This window comes from Amaricoccus tamworthensis (genome assembly GCF_049800875.1).
GTDB classification, from domain to species: domain Bacteria; phylum Pseudomonadota; class Alphaproteobacteria; order Rhodobacterales; family Rhodobacteraceae; genus Amaricoccus; species Amaricoccus tamworthensis.
In genome coordinates this window covers 93,419-112,126 of sequence record NZ_JBNAFV010000016.1, presented here as the reverse complement: position 1 = coordinate 112,126, position 18,708 = coordinate 93,419, and the positions used below count along the sequence as shown (strand labels likewise).

Annotated in this window: 18 protein-coding genes; 9 read left to right on the top strand and 9 right to left on the bottom strand. The window is 64.1% G+C overall.

What is annotated here, in order from left to right:
- Positions 1-16 precede the first annotated feature (16 nt).
- The 4 genes from tnpC to ACP15P_RS19230 form a co-directional block, all read right to left on the bottom strand.
- Positions 17-1,531 carry an IS66 family transposase gene (tnpC, locus tag ACP15P_RS19245; RefSeq protein WP_424928841.1) on the bottom strand — a complete coding sequence of 505 codons (1,515 nt, stop codon included), beginning with the start codon at positions 1,529-1,531 and terminating at the stop codon, positions 17-19.
- Positions 1,532-1,583: 52 nt separating this feature from the next.
- Positions 1,584-1,937, bottom strand: coding sequence for an IS66 family insertion sequence element accessory protein TnpB (tnpB, locus tag ACP15P_RS19240; RefSeq protein WP_424928840.1), 354 nt, complete (start codon positions 1,935-1,937; stop codon positions 1,584-1,586).
- The gene (tnpA, locus tag ACP15P_RS19235; RefSeq protein WP_424928839.1) at positions 1,934-2,317 is read right to left on the bottom strand and encodes an IS66-like element accessory protein TnpA; all 384 of its coding nucleotides are present in this window, start codon (positions 2,315-2,317) and stop codon (positions 1,934-1,936) included. The genes tnpB and tnpA overlap by 4 nt, the downstream gene beginning before the upstream one ends.
- Positions 2,318-2,385: 68 nt before the next feature.
- Positions 2,386-3,513: a S1C family serine protease gene (locus tag ACP15P_RS19230; RefSeq protein WP_424930105.1), complete on the bottom strand. Its 1,128-nt coding sequence runs from the start codon at positions 3,511-3,513 to the stop codon at positions 2,386-2,388.
- 189 nt (positions 3,514-3,702) lie between these two features.
- On the opposite strand from ACP15P_RS19230, the gene ACP15P_RS19225 reads away from it, so the two are divergent.
- Positions 3,703-3,939, top strand: a complete 237-nt coding sequence (locus tag ACP15P_RS19225) for a hypothetical protein (RefSeq protein WP_424930104.1) — start codon at positions 3,703-3,705, stop codon at positions 3,937-3,939.
- 60 nt (positions 3,940-3,999) lie between these two features.
- On the opposite strand, the gene ACP15P_RS19220 is transcribed toward ACP15P_RS19225, so the two are convergent.
- Positions 4,000-5,181 (bottom strand): MFS transporter, encoded by a 1,182-nt coding sequence (locus ACP15P_RS19220; RefSeq protein WP_424930103.1) that lies wholly within the window; start codon positions 5,179-5,181, stop codon positions 4,000-4,002.
- Between the two features lie 221 nt (positions 5,182-5,402).
- Between ACP15P_RS19220 and ACP15P_RS19215 the strand changes: the two genes are divergently transcribed.
- From ACP15P_RS19215 to ACP15P_RS19200, 4 genes are all read left to right on the top strand, one after another.
- On the top strand, positions 5,403-6,452 hold the full coding sequence (locus ACP15P_RS19215) for a Gfo/Idh/MocA family protein (protein WP_424930102.1): 1,050 nt from the start codon (positions 5,403-5,405) through the stop codon (positions 6,450-6,452).
- A gap of 183 nt (positions 6,453-6,635) precedes the next feature.
- On the top strand, positions 6,636-6,848 hold the full coding sequence (locus tag ACP15P_RS19210) for a DUF1127 domain-containing protein (RefSeq protein ID WP_424930101.1): 213 nt from the start codon (positions 6,636-6,638) through the stop codon (positions 6,846-6,848).
- A 296-nt stretch (positions 6,849-7,144) separates the two neighbouring features.
- Positions 7,145-7,414, top strand: a complete 270-nt coding sequence (locus ACP15P_RS19205; RefSeq protein ID WP_424930100.1) for a YrhK family protein — start codon at positions 7,145-7,147, stop codon at positions 7,412-7,414.
- A 213-nt stretch (positions 7,415-7,627) separates the two neighbouring features.
- The gene (locus tag ACP15P_RS19200) at positions 7,628-7,840 is read left to right on the top strand and encodes a DUF1127 domain-containing protein (RefSeq protein ID WP_424930099.1); all 213 of its coding nucleotides are present in this window, start codon (positions 7,628-7,630) and stop codon (positions 7,838-7,840) included.
- A gap of 105 nt (positions 7,841-7,945) precedes the next feature.
- On the opposite strand, the gene ACP15P_RS19195 is transcribed toward ACP15P_RS19200, so the two are convergent.
- Entirely contained in the window at positions 7,946-12,211 is a 4,266-nt protein-coding gene (locus ACP15P_RS19195; RefSeq protein WP_424930098.1) for a hypothetical protein, read from the bottom strand.
- 278 nt (positions 12,212-12,489) lie between these two features.
- On the opposite strand from ACP15P_RS19195, the gene ACP15P_RS19190 reads away from it, so the two are divergent.
- From ACP15P_RS19190 to ACP15P_RS19180, 3 genes are all read left to right on the top strand, one after another.
- The gene (locus ACP15P_RS19190; RefSeq protein ID WP_424930097.1) at positions 12,490-13,272 is read left to right on the top strand and encodes a hypothetical protein; all 783 of its coding nucleotides are present in this window, start codon (positions 12,490-12,492) and stop codon (positions 13,270-13,272) included.
- Between the two features lie 128 nt (positions 13,273-13,400).
- Complete coding sequence (locus ACP15P_RS19185) at positions 13,401-13,580, top strand: hypothetical protein (RefSeq protein ID WP_424930096.1); 180 nt, start codon at positions 13,401-13,403, stop codon at positions 13,578-13,580.
- Positions 13,577-13,870 carry a type II toxin-antitoxin system RelE/ParE family toxin gene (locus tag ACP15P_RS19180; RefSeq protein WP_424930095.1) on the top strand — a complete coding sequence of 98 codons (294 nt, stop codon included), beginning with the start codon at positions 13,577-13,579 and terminating at the stop codon, positions 13,868-13,870. Before ACP15P_RS19185 ends, ACP15P_RS19180 begins: the two co-directional genes overlap by 4 nt.
- Positions 13,871-13,897: 27 nt before the next feature.
- On the opposite strand, the gene ACP15P_RS19175 is transcribed toward ACP15P_RS19180, so the two are convergent.
- The 3 genes from ACP15P_RS19175 to ACP15P_RS19165 all read right to left on the bottom strand — a co-directional run bounded on the left by ACP15P_RS19175 (position 13,898) and on the right by ACP15P_RS19165 (position 17,083).
- Complete coding sequence (locus tag ACP15P_RS19175) at positions 13,898-14,389, bottom strand: Hcp family type VI secretion system effector (protein WP_424930094.1); 492 nt, start codon at positions 14,387-14,389, stop codon at positions 13,898-13,900.
- Between the two features lie 80 nt (positions 14,390-14,469).
- Positions 14,470-15,783, bottom strand: coding sequence for a glycosyltransferase family 4 protein (locus ACP15P_RS19170; RefSeq protein ID WP_424930093.1), 1,314 nt, complete (start codon positions 15,781-15,783; stop codon positions 14,470-14,472).
- A complete protein-coding gene (locus ACP15P_RS19165; RefSeq protein WP_424930092.1) occupies positions 15,764-17,083 on the bottom strand; it encodes a nucleotide sugar dehydrogenase in 1,320 nt (439 codons plus the stop codon). The genes ACP15P_RS19170 and ACP15P_RS19165 overlap by 20 nt, the downstream gene beginning before the upstream one ends.
- A 163-nt stretch (positions 17,084-17,246) precedes the next feature.
- On the opposite strand from ACP15P_RS19165, the gene ACP15P_RS19160 reads away from it, so the two are divergent.
- Positions 17,247-18,680 (top strand): mannose-1-phosphate guanylyltransferase/mannose-6-phosphate isomerase, encoded by a 1,434-nt coding sequence (locus ACP15P_RS19160; protein WP_424930091.1) that lies wholly within the window; start codon positions 17,247-17,249, stop codon positions 18,678-18,680.
- The last annotated feature ends 28 nt before the right edge of the window (positions 18,681-18,708 follow it).

Here is an 18,708-nt window from a genome sequence, read left to right as displayed (position 1 = left end):
GTAAGCGAAGTCCTGATCACACCTTCGGTTGATGGTTCCACGGCAGCAGTGCTTTGATGTTGGCCTGTCGGTGGCCGTTCACAATTGCGGTGAGGGTTTCGGTCAGCCAGGCGTGGGGATCGACGGCGTTGAGTTTGCAGGTCTCGATAAGGGACGCCATGATTGCCCAGTTTTGTGCTCCGGCATCATGACCCGCGAAGAGTGCGTTTTTCCTGTTTAGAGCGATGGGGCGGATTGTTCGCTCCACGGGGTTCGAGTCCATCTCGATGCGCCCGTCGGTCAGAAACAGGCAGAGGCCGTCCCAGTATTTGGCGATGTATTTCAGGGCTTCTCCAAGGGGCGATTTGGCTGACACCCGCGCACGGTTTGCCGTGAGCCATGTCCCGAATGCCTCAAGGGCGGGTTTGGAGCGCTCCTGTCTTGCAGCCAACCGCCTGGCGGGGCTTTCGCCGCGGACCTCTTTCTCGATCCTGTAGAGGGCGGTAATCTGTCGCAAACCCTCATCGGCGATCGGTGTGGTTCCAGTCCGGGCAACCTCGTGGAGCTTCCGCCTCGCATGCGCCCAGCAGTAGGCCAGCTGAATACCCTGTGACGGCCGCCTGATCAGCCGGTTGTAGCCGGCATACCCGTCAACCTGCAGAATGCCGCGGAAGTCCTGCAGTATCTGATCCGCATACTGGCCGGATCGTCCGGGCGCGTAAGTGAACGTGACACCGGGCGGATCATCTCCACCCCACGCCCGGTCGTCGCGGGCCAGCGCCCAGAAGTATCCGGTTTTCGTCTTTCCCCGGCCAGGATCAAGAACAGGGGCTCTGGTCTCATCCATGAACAGCTTCGGCGATTTTTTCAGGTCGGAGATCAGGGCATCAAAAACGGGTCGCAGCTCGAATGCCGCGCGACCAACCCAGTCAGCCAGTGTGGAGCGGTCAAGTTCAATCCCCTGACGTCCGTAGATCTGCGCCTGCCGGTACAGGGGCAGATGATCCGCGTATTTGCTGACGATCACATGGGCAATGGTGGCTTCGGTTGGCATGCCGCCCGGGATCAGGTGTGCCGGTGCGGCGGCCTGGACGATACCGTCCTCACAGGAACGGCAGGCATATTTCGGGCGTCGGGTCACAATCAGCCGGAACCGTGCCGGCACAATGTCCAGACGTTCACTCACGTCTTCGCCAATAACATGGCGTTCGGTACCGCAACGACAGATCGTGCTGTCCGGCTCGACCACCTCCTCAATGCGCGGCAGGTGTTTGGGCAGCGCCCCCCGGTTGGTTGCGCGCGGCTTTGAGGTCCGGGTTTGCGCACCCGCTGGATCAGCCTCACGTTCGGCTTCCACCTCAGCAATACCGGTCTCAAGATCTTCGAGGGCCAGTTCAAACTGGTCAGGATCGGATTTTTCGGATCTTCGTCCGAACAGGGCCTGTCTGAGGGATGCAACCAGAGTTTCCAGACGGTCATTCCGTTCACTCTGCGCCACGATCATGGCCTTGAGCGCATCCACGTCATCCGGAAGATCAGCCGTCGAAATCATGATCCCGGACTACCAAAACCAGTGCCCGGGGACCAGGGTAAAGGATGGTTTTTTACTCTGCCGCAGTCGGTGGACGGGCCGACAGGGCCTTCACTTTCCGCCAGTCCAGACCGCAGAACAGGGCCTCAAACTGCGCGTGGCTAAGTGACATCAGACCGTTTCGAACCGCAGGCCACGTGAAAGTCGTCTCCTCCAGCCGCTTGTACGTCATAACCAGTCCCGTCCCATCCCAGTAGAGCAGCTTCAGACGGTCCGCACGTTTCGAGCGGAACACAAAAACGGTTCCGGTGAACGGCTCCTTATGCAGTTCATTTTTTACCAGAGCCGCCAGTCCATTGTGGCCCTTGCGGAAATCCACCGGCTTCGTCGCCACAACAATCCGAACCCGTTGTGATGGGAAGATCATCCGGACCCGGACAGGGCACGAACAATCCCCGCTATCCGCTCGGGAGATGTATCAGCCCCCAGACGAACCGTGACATCGCCACAGAGGATCTCAACCGCATCACTGGACGCGGCGGGAGCCGGCGCGGTCACAGGCTCAACCACCAACGACGCAAACTCAAACTCCGCTCCGGCCAGATCCGGAACCGCCAGCCTGCCTTCCTTCGCCAGCCGACGCCACGCCGACAAATGATTTGGCAGCAGTTCGTGCCGCCGCGCCACTTCATTGACGGTAACACCCGGCACCAGTGTTTCGGCGACCACACGGCCCTTATAGGCATCAGACCAGCGCCGTTTCCCGGAAGGACCGACCATGACATCCATACGGCCAGTATCCTCCATATGGAGCGATATATCTCCTACCAACCCAGCCTCCAATTCCAATCTATACTCGGAAACGGACTCGCAGATCAGGAAGCCTTCAGGAAGGTGGGATCAAAACACCGCTTACACCCCGCCGTCCCCAGCACCACCTTAACCTTCACCTCACGCCCCTCCCGCAGGAGCCTGAGCGGCACCTCATCGCCTGCCTCATGGGCGTCCAACGCGGCCTGAAGGTCGGCCCCGTCCGCAATGGCCCGACCGTCCAGACCCTGGATCACGTCGCCGGGCAGGATCGCGCCGCCCGGACCCTGCGTGGCCGGGCGCAGGCCCGCGCGTTCCGCGGGGCTGCCCGGATCAACCCCCAGAACGGGAACACCCTCGATGCCGTTCCTGCGCGCCAGGGCCGTGACCCGCGGATCATACCGCACCCCCAGCACCGGCGGGTGGTAGACCCCGTGCGCGATCAGCTGCGGCACCACCCGCGCGACCGTGTCCACCGGCACGGCAAAGCCGATCCCGGCACTTGAGCCGGAGGGGCTGAAAATCGCCGTGTTCACGCCAATCAGCCGCCCTGACGAGTCAATCAGCGGCCCGCCGGAATTGCCCGGATTGATCGCGGCATCGGTCTGAATGAGCCCCTCGATGCGCCCGCCCTCCCGGGTCGGGATCTCCCGCTCCAGAGCCGAGACAATGCCCGTGGTCAGCGTCCAGTCGAGCCCGAACGGATTGCCGATGGCCAGCACGCTTTGTCCCACCCGAAGATCCACGCTGCGTCCGGGGCGCAGGGGCGGGGGTGCGTCCTCGCCAATATCGATTTTCAGAACGGCCAGATCATGCATCGGCGCCGTGCCCGCCAGACGTGCGGGAAACACCCGCCCGTCCGACAGCCGCACCTCCGCCGCCGCGGCCCCGCGGATCACATGGGCGTTGGTGACGATATGGCCCTGATCATCCCAGAAAAACCCCGAGCCGCTCCCCTGGGGCACCATCCGCACCTCCCGCCGCCAAGGGTCGGAGACCCGCGCCTCCGTGGTGATCGACACCACCGAATCCCGCGAGGCCTCAAAAAGCGCTATCAGCGTCCTCTCCGGTGCCAGCAGCTCCGGCAGCGTCTCCGCCCGGCCCGGACCGGCCCCGGCCAGCAGAAGACCACAGACAAACACCGCCATCACGGGCGCAAAACGGAAACGGGCCACCGGATCACCTTTTCCCACAGCAAAATCACCTGCCGAAAAAATGGGATCATTTCCGCCGCCCGGCAAGTCCAGGGGGTGCCCGGCCATGCTCGAACGATCCATCAATTCCTGTGATGTGTATCAGCAAATAAATTCGTTTCAGTTATGTCGCGCGCATCCCTATGTGGAGTGCTCAACATCGAACTCCATAAAGAAATGGAAACTGAAATGACCACTGCAGACTTTACCCTCCCCGCCGCCGGGCGCGAAGCCGGCGTTCTTGGAACTACCGCAATGTGGGTCGCCGTGCTGATCCTGGCCCTGACCGTTGGCTACAACGCCTCCATCACCGCCCTGGCACCGGCCCAGGCCCTCTCCGTTGAGAGCACCGGCACGACCACCGCCCCGCAGATCGAGGACTGGCACGGCAACGTCCGCCGCTCCGGCCCCGACTACCGCTACTGATTGTCCGACCGGTTGTCCGCGTGGCCCTCTCCTGGGCCGGACGCGGACCCCGGCCGGGTCTCAAAGCCCCGCTTTGCGCCGGCGTGCGGCCAGCCACAGATGCACCGCAACGGCACAGAGATAACAGCCCGCCACCGCCAGGATCATGCCGCCAAACCCGCCGGCGGCCAGCATTATCAGCAGAAACGGCGTGCCCAGCGTGTTCCCCAGATTACCCATTTGCGCCACCGCCCCGTTGGCGAGCGCCTGATCCCCGGTCTCCCGGTTCAGCTCCGGCACGGCCGCGAAACTCGCCCCCTGCACCAGCCCCAGCGCCCCGAACAGGGCCACGCCGGTCACCGCCACCGGCAGGCCCGTCGCAGGCAGCAGAATTAGCACCGCCGAGAGCCCAAATCCCGCCAGAATGATCCAGGTCGCCGGCATCACCCGCAACAGCGCCGACACCCCAAACAGCGACACCACAATACTGGCCAGCGGCATCACCCCCACGGTCAGCGCCCGCGCGCTTTCCGGGATCATCTCCGGCAGGATCGTGAGCAGCGACACAAACGTCATGGTGTAGAAAAACCAGCCAAGTGCGGGGGCCGACATCGCGGGCGAGGCATAGGCCCGCAGATGCTGCCGCCACACGCCCGCCAGTGTCAGCGGGGCAGGGGCGGGGCCCGACCGGACCGGTTCGCGAAACCCCAGCGCCACCAGACCCGCCACCCCGGCCATCCAGGCCGCGTGCACCTGAAACAGCGCGGCGGGACCATGGACCTCCACAAAGGGCAGGCCGATCCAGGCCACCACGGCAAAGGCCACGCCAAAAAACGTCCCCCACAGGGTCATTGCCACGCCCCGGTATCCCTCCGGCGCAACCCGCGCCATCATGGTGGGGGCGGCGACCACGATCACCAGATGGGCGCAGCCCTCGATCACCCGGCTCACCAGCATCGCGGAAAACCCCGGCAGGGTGGACTGCCAGAGCGACACCACAGCCCCGAGCAGAAGCGCCGCCACAAGCGGCCGCCGGAACCCCACCCGTACCAGGATCACCCCCGCCGTCATGCCAAAAACAATGCCAAGACTGCTCAGAAGCGACACCAGCAGGCCAAGTTCGGGCCCGACCCCGGGATAAAGCGCGCGGATATCGGCAAAAATCACGCTGATCTTGGCAAACTGCGCCGCCGCCCCCAGCCCGGCGAGCCAGAGCAGCAGGATCTGAAACAGGGCATGCAGGGGGCGGTCCGTGCGGGTCATGGACAGGCTCTGTGGCGTTTGACGAATGACCTGATAACTCCCTCATTTCGCAATGCGTTGAAATCCCTGATTTCAGGCCGCGTTGGGGGATGCGGGTCTTTCGCATAACGCTCCAGCGCGGAGCGGTCCGAAATGCGGGGCCGACCCACTCCCCCGGGCTGGTCTCCAGGCCGGATTTGTCGGATACGGAAGGCTGACACGGGGGTAGGGAGCGACGGGACATGGATAAACCGGTGGAAAACGCACGGATGGGGGTCGCGCTGGTCGGGGCGGGCATGATCGCAAAAACCCATGTTGCGGCCCTGTCCGCGGCTGGGGATGTGGCGCGGCTGCACGCGGTCGTCTCCCGCAGGCCGGAGCGCGCGCATTACCTTAAGGAATACTGCCACGGTGTGGAGCCCGTCTTTACCGATGACCTCACCGGGATCGTGAATGATCCCGCCATCCAGATGGTGATCGTCGCCACGCCGCCCAGCGTGCGGAACGAGCTCATCAGCGCCCTTGCGGTGGCGGGCAAGCACGTGCTGCTCGAAAAACCCGTGGGCCGCACCACGGAGGAGGCCGTGGAGGTCGTCGAAATTTGCGAGCGGGCGGGCGTGACCCTGGGGGTTCTGTTTCAGCACCGGGTCCGCGCCCCGGCGGTGGCCGCAAAACGGATCGTGGAGAGCGGGGAGCTTGGCAGGCTCGGTCTTGTCGAGATCGCGGTGCCGCTCTGGCGCGACCAGTCCTATTATGACGAGCCGGGCCGGGGCACCTATGCCCGCGATGGCGGCGGCGTGATGATCACCAACGGCATCCACTCCCTCGACCTCGCGCTCAGCCTCACCGGCCCGGTGACCCGCGTTCAGGCCATGACCGCCACCACGCCGCTGCACCGCATGGAGGCGGAGGATTTCGCCCTTGCGGGCCTGACTTTCGCCAATGGCGCGTCCGGATCCTTCGTGGCCAGCACCGCCATGTATCCCCACCGCACCGAGGTCATCACCCTGCATTTCGAAAAGGGCTCACTGCGGATGGATAAGGATACGCTTGTCCTCAGCCGTCGCGACGGCACCAGTGAGGAGGTCGCCCGCACCGCCCCTGGTCCGGAAGAGGGTATTCTCTCGAGCCGTTATGACTGGCACCAGGCCGTGATCGAGGATTTCATCGATGCCGTCCGGACGGGGCGCAAACCCCTGGTCACCGGGCGCGAGGCCCTGGTGTCCCACCGGCTGATCGGAGCCATTGAAACCTCCTCCCGCACGGGCCGCCCGGTGGACCTCCCGGCCTGACCGGGGCCTTTTCAGACCTGCATTCCCTGCATGGCGGGTTTTCGATCCCGTCAGTTGTGCCGCGCTGCAACATGACTATCTTCAGGGTCATGAATGACGGGGACGCAAACGGCGTTTTCGGAGTTTCAGGATGTAAGGCGGCACGGAACGGGTTCGTGCCGAAAGGTCGAAAGGACCGTAGTAATGGCATATGTAGCAGCACCGGATAACAGCGTATCCCTCTCCGGAACCTTTGGTGGTTTTCTCGCAAACCTGCGCAAAAGCGTAACCGACGCGATGACGTTCCACCGCACCCTCACCGAGCTCCAGGCCCTCAGCGCCCGTGAGCTGGACGATCTTGGTCTGACCGGCAGCGACCTGCGCCGCGTCGCCCATGACAGCGTCTACGGCGCCTGAGCGCGCTTCGGGCCGGGGCTTCCCCCCGGCTGACGGTTTAAAGGAATTCGACCGGGCCCCGTGCCCGGTCTTTTGTTTTTGGGGCGGAAAAACGCGCCCCGCGGCCCCGTCATTTCACTGTTTCGCTGAAGATGTTTTCGATTCAGCTTCCCCCCAAAACGCCCTAGTCATGGGCCACGGCGACAGGCAAACCCGTTGGAGCGGGGCGGTCCTGCCCGGGGCCTTCGGGCCTTCGCCGCGGAAATAACGACCGCAGGGGGCAAAGCCGCCCTGTCCAGGTCCGGCAGGAGAATGACATGACGCTGTTTCACCCCGACAACCGCAACCGCAGCCCCGAGCACAAGCGGATCTACGCGTTTTACGAGATCCTCTACACGATCAACGATTTCGGCGCGGCGGTGCTGTTCGTGGTCGGTTCGGTCCTGTTTTTTAACGAGGACACGACCCGGGCCGGGACCTGGCTCTTCCTGGTCGGGTCGATCATGTTTGGCCTGCGCCCGGCGATCAAACTGGCGCGGGAACTGAAATACCTCAAAATGGGCGATTACGAAAAACTGGCCGACTGACCGGCCGGCCGCTCACGTGAACGTGTTCGGCCAGGCCCCTCCAAAGACCTGCATTTTTCGCATGGCGGGTCTTCGATCCCGTCAGTTGTGCCGCGCTGCAACATGACTATCTTCCTGGTCATGGAAGGCGGGAACGCAAGGGGCGTTTCCGGAATACCAGGATGTAATCGGCGCGGAACGGGTTCGTGCCGGAAGGTCGAAAGGACCGTAGTAATGGCATATGTAGCAGCACCGGATAACAGCGTATCACTCTCCGGAATCTTTGGTGGTTTCATCGCAAACCTGCGCAGGAGCGTTGCCGACGCGATGACCTATAACGCGACCCTCAATGAGCTCCAGGCCCTGAGCGCCCGTGAGCTGGACGATCTGGGACTGACCGGCAGCGATCTGCGCCGCGTCGCCCGTGAAAGCGTCTACGGCGCCTGAGGCGCGCGCACCCCGGACAGGGTTTTCGGACCCGCACATGAGAATTCGACCGGGCCCCGCGCCCGGTCTTTTGTTTTTGGGGCGGGCACTTCAGGCCCGCCGCGCCTATTTCCGGTGCAGGGAAACGAGCTGGGGCATGTCCCAGACATCGTCATCGAGGCTGAGCGGCTTTGCCGCCGGTTTGGCCTCCTCTGATGTGTCCTGCGCCGCGGTTTCAGCGGGCTTTTCCGGCTCCGCCGCAGCGGCGGCCGGGGCCGCGCCGGTCTCCGCCTGGTCGTCGGGGGTGTCCGCGGAGGTGTCAGTGATCGCGGCGGTGGCCGCGTCCTTTTTCCCCTTTGAACCGATCGCGTCGGCCACCTGCTGGGCGAGTTTCGCGCCGTCGCCCTGGTGTTCCAGGGTCTGCATCAGCACGGACTGCGCGGCGGAGAGCCGGGGCAGGGTGCTTTCCAGCAGCGACAGCCGGTTGGCGAACAGTTCCGTATGCTCGGCCGCGGCACGGGCCGCGATCATCTGGGTGGCGATGGCCTGGGCCTGGGCGCGGGCCTCGTCGGCCTCCGGATCCCAGGGGTTCTCCTCCAGCTTGCCAAGCCGCTGCTCGACCGGGGTGAGCTTGGCCAGAACCGCGTCGATATCCGCGCGGCTGTCGGCATAGAACTTCTGCAGCTGTTCGGTCAGGTCGTCGTAGCGGCTGGTGTCCTGGGCCATCAGGCGCAGTTTTTCCAGACGCTCGCTGACCACCTCGTCGCGGGCATTGAACGCCTCGACCTGGGCCGTCAGACCGGTCTCCATCTGGCCGAGTTTCTCCTCGAGCGGGGCCAGGCGTGCAAAAACCGTCTCCACGCTCGCGTCCTTCTCGGCACTGATCCGCGCCAGTTCCCCGTTGATTTCCGCGAACGGATCGACCTCCGGGTTCTCAAGTGCCGCCAGCCGCTCGCCGGTACGCTGTTCGGCGGCCACATGGGCCTCCTTGAGCGCCTTGAGTCGGTCGCCGAACCATTTCAGCACCGCCTTGGGATCGCGGGCGACCATTTCCTGCTCCAGCGCGCCGAGTTTTTCCTCCAGCGGCGCCAGGCGTGCGAACACCGTCTCCACGGTGGCGTCCTTCTGGGCGTAAAGCCTTGTGAGCTGTTCGGAGATCTCCGCAAACGGGCTCTCGCCTGGGTTCTCCAGGTCGTCGAGACGGGCGTTGATGCCGGTCTCCGCCGTCTCATGGGCGCGGCGCATGGCGTCAAAACGGATCTCATGGGCGGTGCGGACCTGGTCAAGGGCCATGGCCTGGGTCTCACGCAGGGATTCGATCCCGGCCTCATTGGCCTCACGGACCGATCTGAGCCCCGTCTCCCCGGCCTCGCGCACCGAGCGGATGCCCGCCTCATGGGTCTCGCGCATTTCCGTCAGGCGCTCGTCCACGCGCTCAAGTCCCGCGGTCTGTTCGCGGCGCACGGCCTCAAGCCCGGCCTCACCGGCCTCGCGCACCGAGCGGATGCCCGCCTCATGGGTCTCGCGCATTTCCGTCAGGCGCTCATCCACACGCTCCAGTCCCGCCGCCTGTTCGCGGCGCACGGACTCGAGTCCGGCCTCATGGGCCTCGCGCACCGCCAGCAGCCGCTCGCCAAACTGGTCGAGCGCCGCACGGGGATCGCGCCCGTCGAGTTCCATGCGCAGATCGGAGAGTTTCTCCTCCAAGGGCGCGAGGCGCGCAAACACGGCCTCCACGGTGGCGTCCTTCTGGGCATAAAGCCGGGTAAGCTGTTCGGAGATTTCCGCAAACGGGCTGTCGCCTGGATTTTCCAGCGCCTCAAGCCGGGCCTTGATGTCGCCGGCCACGGCGGCATTGGTCTCGCGCATCGCCTCAAACCGCGCGTCCTGGGCCTCGCGTACGGTCTCAAGCCCGGTCTCATACGTCTCCTTCATGGCCAGAAGCCGTCCGGCGAAATGGTCGAGCATCGCCTTGGGATCGCGGGAGATCATCTCCTCCTCAAGCGTATCGAGCTTGGCCTCCAGCGGCGCGAGCCGCGCAAACACGGCCTCCACGGTGGTGTCCTTCTGGGCGTAAAGCCGCGTGAGCTGTTCGGAGATTTCCGCAAACGGGCTGTCGGCGGGGTTTTCCAGCGCACCGAGCCGTTCCTTCACGTCCCGCGCCGTCTGGGCATGGGTTTCGCGAATGGCCTCGATGCGGGTGTCCTGGGCCTGACGCATGGAGGCAAGACCCGCCTCCTGGGAGCGTTTGAGCGCCTCGAGCGCCGTGTCCTGGTTCTCCCGGACCGCCGCAAGACCGGCCTCCCAGGCCTCCTTCATGGTATCAAGCCGCTCGGAGAAATGATCGAGCGCCGCTTCCGGATCGCGGGCGCGCATGCCCCGCTCCAGATCGGCCAGTTTCTTCTCCAGCGGGCCAAGGCGCTCCAGAATGGTGCCGGTGGTGGCGTCCTTCTGGGCATAGAGCCGGGTCAGCTGGGCCGAGATTTCCGAGAACGGGCTCTCGCCAGGATTTTCCAGCGCCTCAAGCCGCGACTTGATGTCGCCGGCGACGGCCGCATTGGTTTCGCGCATGGCGTCGAGGCGGCTGTCGGAGGCGGATTTGACCGCCTCAAACCCGGCCTCCTGGGCCTTGCGGATGGCGATGAACCCGGCCTCATAGGCCTCCTTCATGGCATCAAGCCGCCCGGCGAAATGATCCAGCGCCACCTGCGGGTCGCGCGAATGCAGGTCCTGCTCCAGTTCCACCAGCTTCTTCTCGAGCGGGGCCAGGCGCGTGAACACCGCCTCCATGGTGGTGTCCTTCTGGGAATAAAGCCGGGTGAGCTGTTCTGAGATTTCCGCAAACGGGCTCTCGCCAGGGGTTTCCAGGGCCGCAATGCGCCCGCGCAGTTCCTCGGCGGCGGCCGCATGGGCCTCCTTCATGGCCGCAAAGCGCTCGTTGAACCGCTCGAGCATCTTCTGCGGGTCGCGGGTCGCCATGTCCTGCTCAAGCCGCGCCAGGCGGTCGGCGGTGTTTTTCGCGTGCTCCTCCCGCTGGGCATGGATGCGCTCAAGCCGTTCACCCAGATCCGAAATGGATCCGGTCTCCCGGCGCAGGGCGCCCAGTTCGCTGCGGGTCTCGCCATGGGCTTCCGCAAGCCGCGAGATCGAGCCGCGCAGCCGGTCCTCGGCGGCGGTGCCGGCAACCGACAGCGCCTCAATACGCGTATTAAGATCATTGAGGTTGGCCTGCGGATCCATGTCCGTCAGCGCGACCTCAATTTCCTGGAGTTTCGTCTCCAGCGGAATGAGCCGCGACAGCACGGTCTCCACGGCGGTGTCCTTCTGGGCATAGAGCCGGGTGAGCTGGCTGGAGATCTCCGCAAACGGGCTCTCGCCGGGTTTTTCCAGCCCGTCGAGACGCTCGCGAATGCGCGCCTCCGCCGCGGCATGGGATTCCTTCAGCGCGTCGAGACGGCGCGACATCTGGTCGAGCGCGGCCTCGGGACCACGGGCGGCCACGGTCTGCTCCAGCGCCTCAATGCGCTCCAGCATGGCCACGGACATCGCATCCTTGCGGGTGTGGATCTGCTCCAGACGGCCCGCGATTTCCGCGGCCGATCCGGTCTCGGATTTCAGCCCGGCCAGACGCGCCTGCAGATCGCCATTGGCTTTCTGCAGCTCCGCCATCTGCTCCTCCATCCGCGACAGGGTCTCCCGGGCGGGGGCGCGGCCCTCAAGCTCGCTCAGGCGGTTCTCGAACGGGGCAAGCCGCGTCAGAACCGCGGCCAGACCGTCATCCTTCTGGGCATAAAGGCGGGTAAGCTGTTCGGATATCTCCGAGAAGGGGTTCTCGCCCCCGGCGGATTCCAGCGCGCGGATGCGGGCCTCGAGGGCGGCGGCCTCGGCCGACTGGGACGAGCGGACCCGGTCGATCCGGTCCACCAGCGCGTCCAGCATCTCCCGCGATTCCACCAGTTCGCCGATTTCCTCAAGACTGCGCAGCCGTCCGCGCAGCTGTTCCAGACCGGCAAGCGCGGCCTCAAAGGTGGTGTTCTTGTCACGGATCACGGCCACCAGCTGACCGGCCATGGTGCGCAGCTTCTCATCCGGGGCCCGGGCCTCCTCGGCCATGGCCTCCATCTTCGCCACCAGCTCCTCATGGGCCTTCTCAAGCGCGGCGAGACGGGCCATGCCCTTGCCCTCCTGGGCCGGGGCCTGGGCTGCGGGCAGGCTGGCGGGCATGGGAACGGGTGCCTGGGGGGCGGTGTGCTGATGGGGGGTCTGCACGACCGCGGTGCCGGATTTCAGGGCGGCCATCCTGCTGCGGCGGGCCCAGGCCCATGCCGGCAAAAACAGGGCCGCACCACCGAGCATGACACCCGCTGCCGCACCAAAATCAAGCATATCCATCTCGTGACGCCCCGGTCATTAACCATAAACTCTCGGGCCCCATACCTGGGCGGAAATGGTTAGGGTGCAGTTAATATCTAAAGGTATTCCTTAATTGAAGAAATCCCGCCCGGCCCCCCTGGCGGCGACCCGTCCGGAGCCCGGATTTCCCGCCCCCGCGGCTGCGTCATTTCCGTCACGGGCGTTTACCAAACCGCCGGAAAACATTGAATCCAAATTGACATAAAACAACCGCAGGTATAAACAAATGCTCAGGGGTAAGAGGGGTTTTGCCTGACATGACTAGTATTCGTGCTTATGTGCGCGGCGCCGTTGCGGCTGCCGTACTGTTTTCCGCTTCGACCGCAGGTGCGGTTGGTGTTTCACTTGACCTTCAGAAATTCGAACGGTCCGACCTGGTAAGTGCCCAGGGCGCCATGAGGAATTTTGTGCAGGGTCACAGCATTTCGAATCTCCACTACGAGAATTTCGAATCGAACAACGCCTGGAACGGCTCGTTCGGAACCACCAATCCGAAGAACACCGGCGTCGGTAATTTCAAGGCCTACGGGGCCACCGGTTCGGGTCACTCCGTCGTGGGTGACGGCGCCAGCCTGGCCGTGCGCAATGACGCCGCCATGCCGTGGGGCCGCTATCACGCCAACACGCCCAACCAGTCGATCGTTGGCGGCAACTGGCTCGACAGCAATGACAACCAGGGCATCAAATGGCGCATTAAGGACAAGGGCGAGTTCAACGCCATTTCCTTCTTCGTGGTTGATGCGGCCGATGTTGGCGGCAAGTTCTCCATCAAGGTGGGCGACAAAAAGTTCTCCAACCTGGCCGGTAACACGCGTCTGTCCAACGGTAATATCCACTATGTGACCATCATGCTGGACGAGGCCGTGGACGACCTGACCATCAAAATGGGCCACAACCGCAACAATGACGGCTTCGGCATCGATGGTGTCATGGTGGCCAAGGTGGCTCCCGTGCCGCTGCCGCCCGCCGCAGCCCTGCTGTTCACCGGCGTCGCAGCCCTCGCGGGCATCCGCTACCGCCGCAAATCCGCCAAAGCCTGATCCCCACCGGATCAGCCGGGCCCTGCGCCCGGGGGTAAGCAAAAACAAAGCCCTGACGGAAACCCTCCGTCAGGGCTTTTTTCAGGCGCTGATTGCAAAATCGGACTTTTTGGGACTAGACTGCCGTTATGAACATGCGCCCGCGAACAGATGAACTCGAGAAATGGCTGACCATCGATCCCGATGAGCGTCCCGGACCTGGTCATGAGGCGCATGTGCGGGAACAGATTGCCATTGGCAAAGCCCAGATCGCGGCGGGGAAGGGGATTACGGCGGAAGATATCCGCAAGGAATTCGGCCTTGAATGAGGCTGATATATTCCCCGCTCAGTCGCGATAATCTCCGCGATATCGAACGCTGGCTTGTTTACCGCAACGCATCCGCTGCGGTGCGGGTGATTGATCACATTCTGACCGTTGCGGAGATGCTGACCGAGCACCCGTTCCTGGGGCGCGTTTACCAGGATGACACCCGCCGTTTGGCCGTGCCACGGTATCCCTACTGCATCTACTATGCCGTTGATGAGGCCAAGGGGATCGTGAGCATCGAAACCATCCTTCACACCAGCCGCATGCCCCCGGTGTTCCGGGAGAGCTGATCCATCCGGCTGAAACCAGTCGCCCCCCTAAACCCCCGCCATAATGTCATACTCAATCTCATGCTCCTCCCCGGGGCCGCGGCCGTCGCGGGGGCGGCTGTAGAGCATGCCGATCCGTTCAAAGGACAGGGACACCGTCTCATCCGCGTCCCGTTCCCCGTCCGGGCCGGTGCGGCCGGTATCCATGTCAAAGCCCGTCACCACCACATTGCGCAGCGTCACGGTCAGATGCTCATGGGCGGCCCCGCCGGTTTCCCGGCGCAGGGTCACCACCATTTCCGGAAACGATTTGCCCTCCAGACAGGCCAGCGCCAGATAGACGCTCGCCGCATCCGTGCGCTTGTGGCAGGTCAGCCTGTCCACCATGGGCCGCGACCGCGTTCTGCCCCGCCCGGTCTGCGCCGGCGTTGTCTGGGCCACGGCCCAGGTCATGCGGTAAATGTCGATGTCGCCCTCATGCCCGCGGTCGAGCGCCTCGCCCCCGATACCGGGAATTTTCAGCCATCCGGTCAGTGCCATGCCATGTCCTCCCCTGCCGGACCCCTCCGGTCCAGGGCACAGTGTAGCACGGAGGCGGGTATGCGGGGAGGGTGGAGCCCTCAGTCGGACCCGGAACCGGTGGCCGCGGAGACCTGACGGGGGGAGGGCGCGCGCACGGCCCGGCCCATCTTGGTGAAAATACGCTCATAGGCCGCGAGCAGGGGCGGGATCGAATGCTCCCAGGACAGATGGTCGAGGATGCGCCGGTGGCCCAGCTCGCCCATGCGCTCCCGCGCCTCCGGATCATCGAGCAGTTCGACGATTTTCTCAGCGAAATCAACGGGATCGTTCTTTTTCGCGTAGAGCGAGGCCTCGCCCGCCGAAATCCGCCCCTCGCGCAGGTCAAACTGCACCACCGGCTTCTTCAGCGCCATGTATTCAAGGATCTTGTTCATGGTCGACAGATCGTTCATCGGCGTGGCCCGGTCAGGATTCACGCAGATATCGGCCGTGTTGAGCATGTCGAGCAGCACGTCATTGGGCGCGCGCCCGGTGAAGGTGAAGAACCGCTCAAGGCCGCGTTCGCGGACCAGATCCTCGATCTCCGAGCGCTGCGGCCCGTCGCCCACAATGCCAAAATGCACGTCCCCACGCCCCATCGGGCCCGTCAGATGTTCGGCCGCCTCCACCAGAAGGTCGAGCCCCTCCTGCTGGCCGATCACGCCCACATAGCCGATCAGGTGTTTCGCGCCCTTGCGCAGCTCCGGTTTCGGCTCCTGGATGCGCATGTTGTCGATCTTCGGCCCGGAGCGGACCACAAACACGTCGCCCGGCGCCTTGCCGCCGCGGCTGCGCGCGATGTCGGCATAGGAATCATTCGTTGCGATGGACACGGAGGCGGTGCGGAAATTCAGCCACTCGAACAGAACCATCGCCCGCCACAATGGCCCGCGCTTGCCGAATTTGGTCTCGTAAAGCTCGGGACAGATGTCGTGATGGTCAAACAGATAGCGCACGCCAAAGGGCCGCAGGGTCCAGGCGATGAGGAAAATCAGGTCCGGCGGGTTGCAGCCATGCAGAACGTCCACGCCCCGCTCCCGGCGGACCCGGTGCGCCAGACGCAGCTCGCTCCACAGCGCGCTGCCATATTCACGGATGTACTGCATGAGGCCGGTCTCGCCCTCCTCGCGCAGTTTGTGGCGGTAGACATGCACCCCGTCGATCAGCTCGTAGGGCGCCTCATAGCCCTTGCCCGTGGGACAGATCACCGAAACCGAATAGCCCGCGGCCACCAGGGTGGTGGCCTCCGACCAGACCCGGCGGTCAAAGGGCACGGGCAGGTTTTCCACGACGATCAGAACCCGCCGTCCGGCGCCGGGTCCGTTTGCGTCCAGGCCGTCCCGACCTGTTTCGCTACCAGTTGATGCCATCATACCGGTCCCCCAGGGCCTCCGCGAGCGCGGGGATGCGTACAAGGTCGATCAGTGTCTGTCCAGGGCGCATCAGGTCGGGCAGGCGCTCGAATTCCCGCGCGCCATTGCCCACCACGATCAGATCCCCATGGGCCACCACCGCCTCCAGATCATCGGAAAGAATATCCGCAATATGCGGGATGACCTGCTCGATATAGGCCCTGTTCGCCCCGACCAGACGGGCCAGATGCACGTTGCGGTCATAAATCGCCAGATCGACCCCCTTGCCGATCAGCCGCTCCACCAGGGCCACCTGCGGGCTTTCGCGCAGATCGTCGGTGTCGGATTTGAAACTGATGCCCAGAAACGCCACCCTGCGGCAGCCCGCCTCCAAAACCCGCTCCAGGGCCCGGTCAACCTGTTCCATGTTGGTGGGGATCAGCGAATTGAGCAGAGGCAGCCCCAGATCGAGCTGCTGTCCCGCATGGGTCAGCGCGCGTACGTCCTTGGGCAGGCAGGAGCCGCCAAAGGCAAATCCTGGTTTGAGGTAGTTCGTGGAAATGTTCAGCTTGGTATCCTGGCAGAAAATATCCATCACCTCCCAGCTGTCCACATCAACCGCCTTGGCGATATTTCCGATCTCGTTGGCGAAGGCGACCTTGACCGCATGCCAGGCGTTGTCGGCGTATTTCACCATCTCCGCCACGTCCGGGGCCGTGACGATCTTCGGGCCGGGCAGATCGGCATAAATTCCCATCAGCGTTTCGCCCACATCCGCCTCATCACATCCCACCACGGTCTTGGGCGGGTTGTCGTAATCATAAATCGCCGTCGCCTCGCGCAGAAACTCCGGGTTGTTGGCCACCTGCAGACGGCCATCCCCCGCTTTCAGCCCGGAGGCGCCCTCGAGGGCGGGAATGATCAGCCCGCGCAGGGTGCCCGGCGTGACCGTGGAGCGGATCACAACCAGATGCGGCGTGGATTTTGCGGCAATGGCCGCCCCGATCTCCACGCAGACCCGCTCGATGGCCGAGGTGTCCAGGCTGCCGTTGCGCCGCGACGGCGTGCCCACACAGACAAAACTCACATCCGAGGCGGCAATAGCCTCTCCGGCGTCGGATGTCGCGCGCAGACGTCCCGCGGCAACCCCGGCGGCGACCATGTCGCCAACGCCGTCCTCAACAATTGGACTCAATCCCTGATTTACAGGATCGACCTTTTCGGGAAGAAGATCAACTCCGGTGACCTCATGCCCGTCGCGGGCGAGACACGCGGCCGAAACGATACCAACATAACCAAGCCCAAATACGGAAATTTTCACTTCAGGTACTCTACTCACTCATCAGGGCCATGACGGCCGTCGGTTCGGATCGGTTATTCAGTTCGTTGTGGCATGACCCGTCCCACGAGCATAGTGTATATCCCGTTGAAGAACCAGGGGGCAGACCCCGGTTCGCCGTATTTTGTATAAGGAGTGGTAAACGATGTCACAGACGATTACCCCGGTTATCCTGTGTGGGGGGTCCGGAACCCGCCTTTGGCCGCTTTCGAGGGCGAGTTATCCCAAGCAGTTTAGCCGAATTTTGGGGGAAATGAGTCTGTTTCAGGCCTCCGTCGCCCGATTCCCCGAGCCGGAATTCGCCGCCCCCGTCATCGTTACGGGCTCGGATTTCCGCTTTATCGCCACCGAGCAGCTCGCCGGCATCGGCCGCGCGCCTGGTGCGGTGCTGATCGAGCCGGAGGGCCGCAACACCGCGCCCGCGGTTCTCGCCGCCGCCATGCATGTGGCCAAGACCGATCCGGAGGGCTTTCTGCTCATCTGCGCCTCCGATCACGCCATGTCCGATGCGGAAGGCTTCCAGCAGGCCGTCCGGGCCGGGGTTCAGGCCGCCGATGGTGGCGATCTGGTGACCTTCGGCATCAAGCCGGACCGTCCCGAGACCGGCTACGGCTATCTCGAGCTGGAAAACGCCCCGGACATGGAGGCCGCCCCCGCGCCGCACAAACTGGCACGCTTCGTGGAAAAACCCGATGCGGCCACGGCGGAGACCATGCTGGCCGGCGGACGTCATCTGTGGAACAGCGGCATTTTCCTCTTCTCCATCCCCGTGATCATCGAGGCGTTCGAGCGGCTCCAGCCCGAACTGACCGCCGCGGTGCGCGTGGCCGTGGACCAGGCCGAGACCGACCTGTCCTTCCTGCGCCTCGATCCCAAAGCCTGGGAGCGCAGCCCGGACATCTCCATCGACTACGCCATTATGGAGAAATCCGAAAACCTCTCCGTGGTGCCCTATGCCGGCCACTGGTCCGATCTCGGCTCCTGGGACAGCATCGCGCTGGAAATGGGTCAGGACGAAAACGGCGTGGCCCTTTATGGTGACGCCCATGCCATCGACTGCGAGGACACGCTTCTGCGCGCCGAGAGCGACGACCAGACGCTTGTGGGGATCGGACTGAAAAACATCGCCGCCATCGCCATGCATGACGCCGTGCTCGTCACCGACATGACCGACGGCCAGCGGGTCAAGGAGGCCGTGCAGGTCCTCAAGTCCAAAGGCTCCGCCAAAGCCACCGACTTTCCGCGCTTCCACCGCCCCTGGGGCTGGTACGAGACGCTCTCTCTGGGTCCGCGTTTCCAGGTCAAGCGCATCATGGTCCATCCCGGCGGGCAGCTGTCGCTGCAGTCCCATGTCCACCGCTCCGAGCACTGGGTGGTTGTTGAGGGGGCCGCGCGCGTCACCGTGGGCGAGGAGGTCAAGCTCCTGTCGGAAAACCAGTCCGTCTACATCCCGCTCGGCGCCGTCCACCGCCTGGAAAACCCCGGCAAGGTCGACCTTCACCTCATCGAGGTCCAGTCCGGTCCATATCTCGGCGAGGACGACATCATCCGCTACGAGGACGTCTACGCGCGGACGTGAGGGGGCAGGGGCGGTCGCCTGTGAAAGC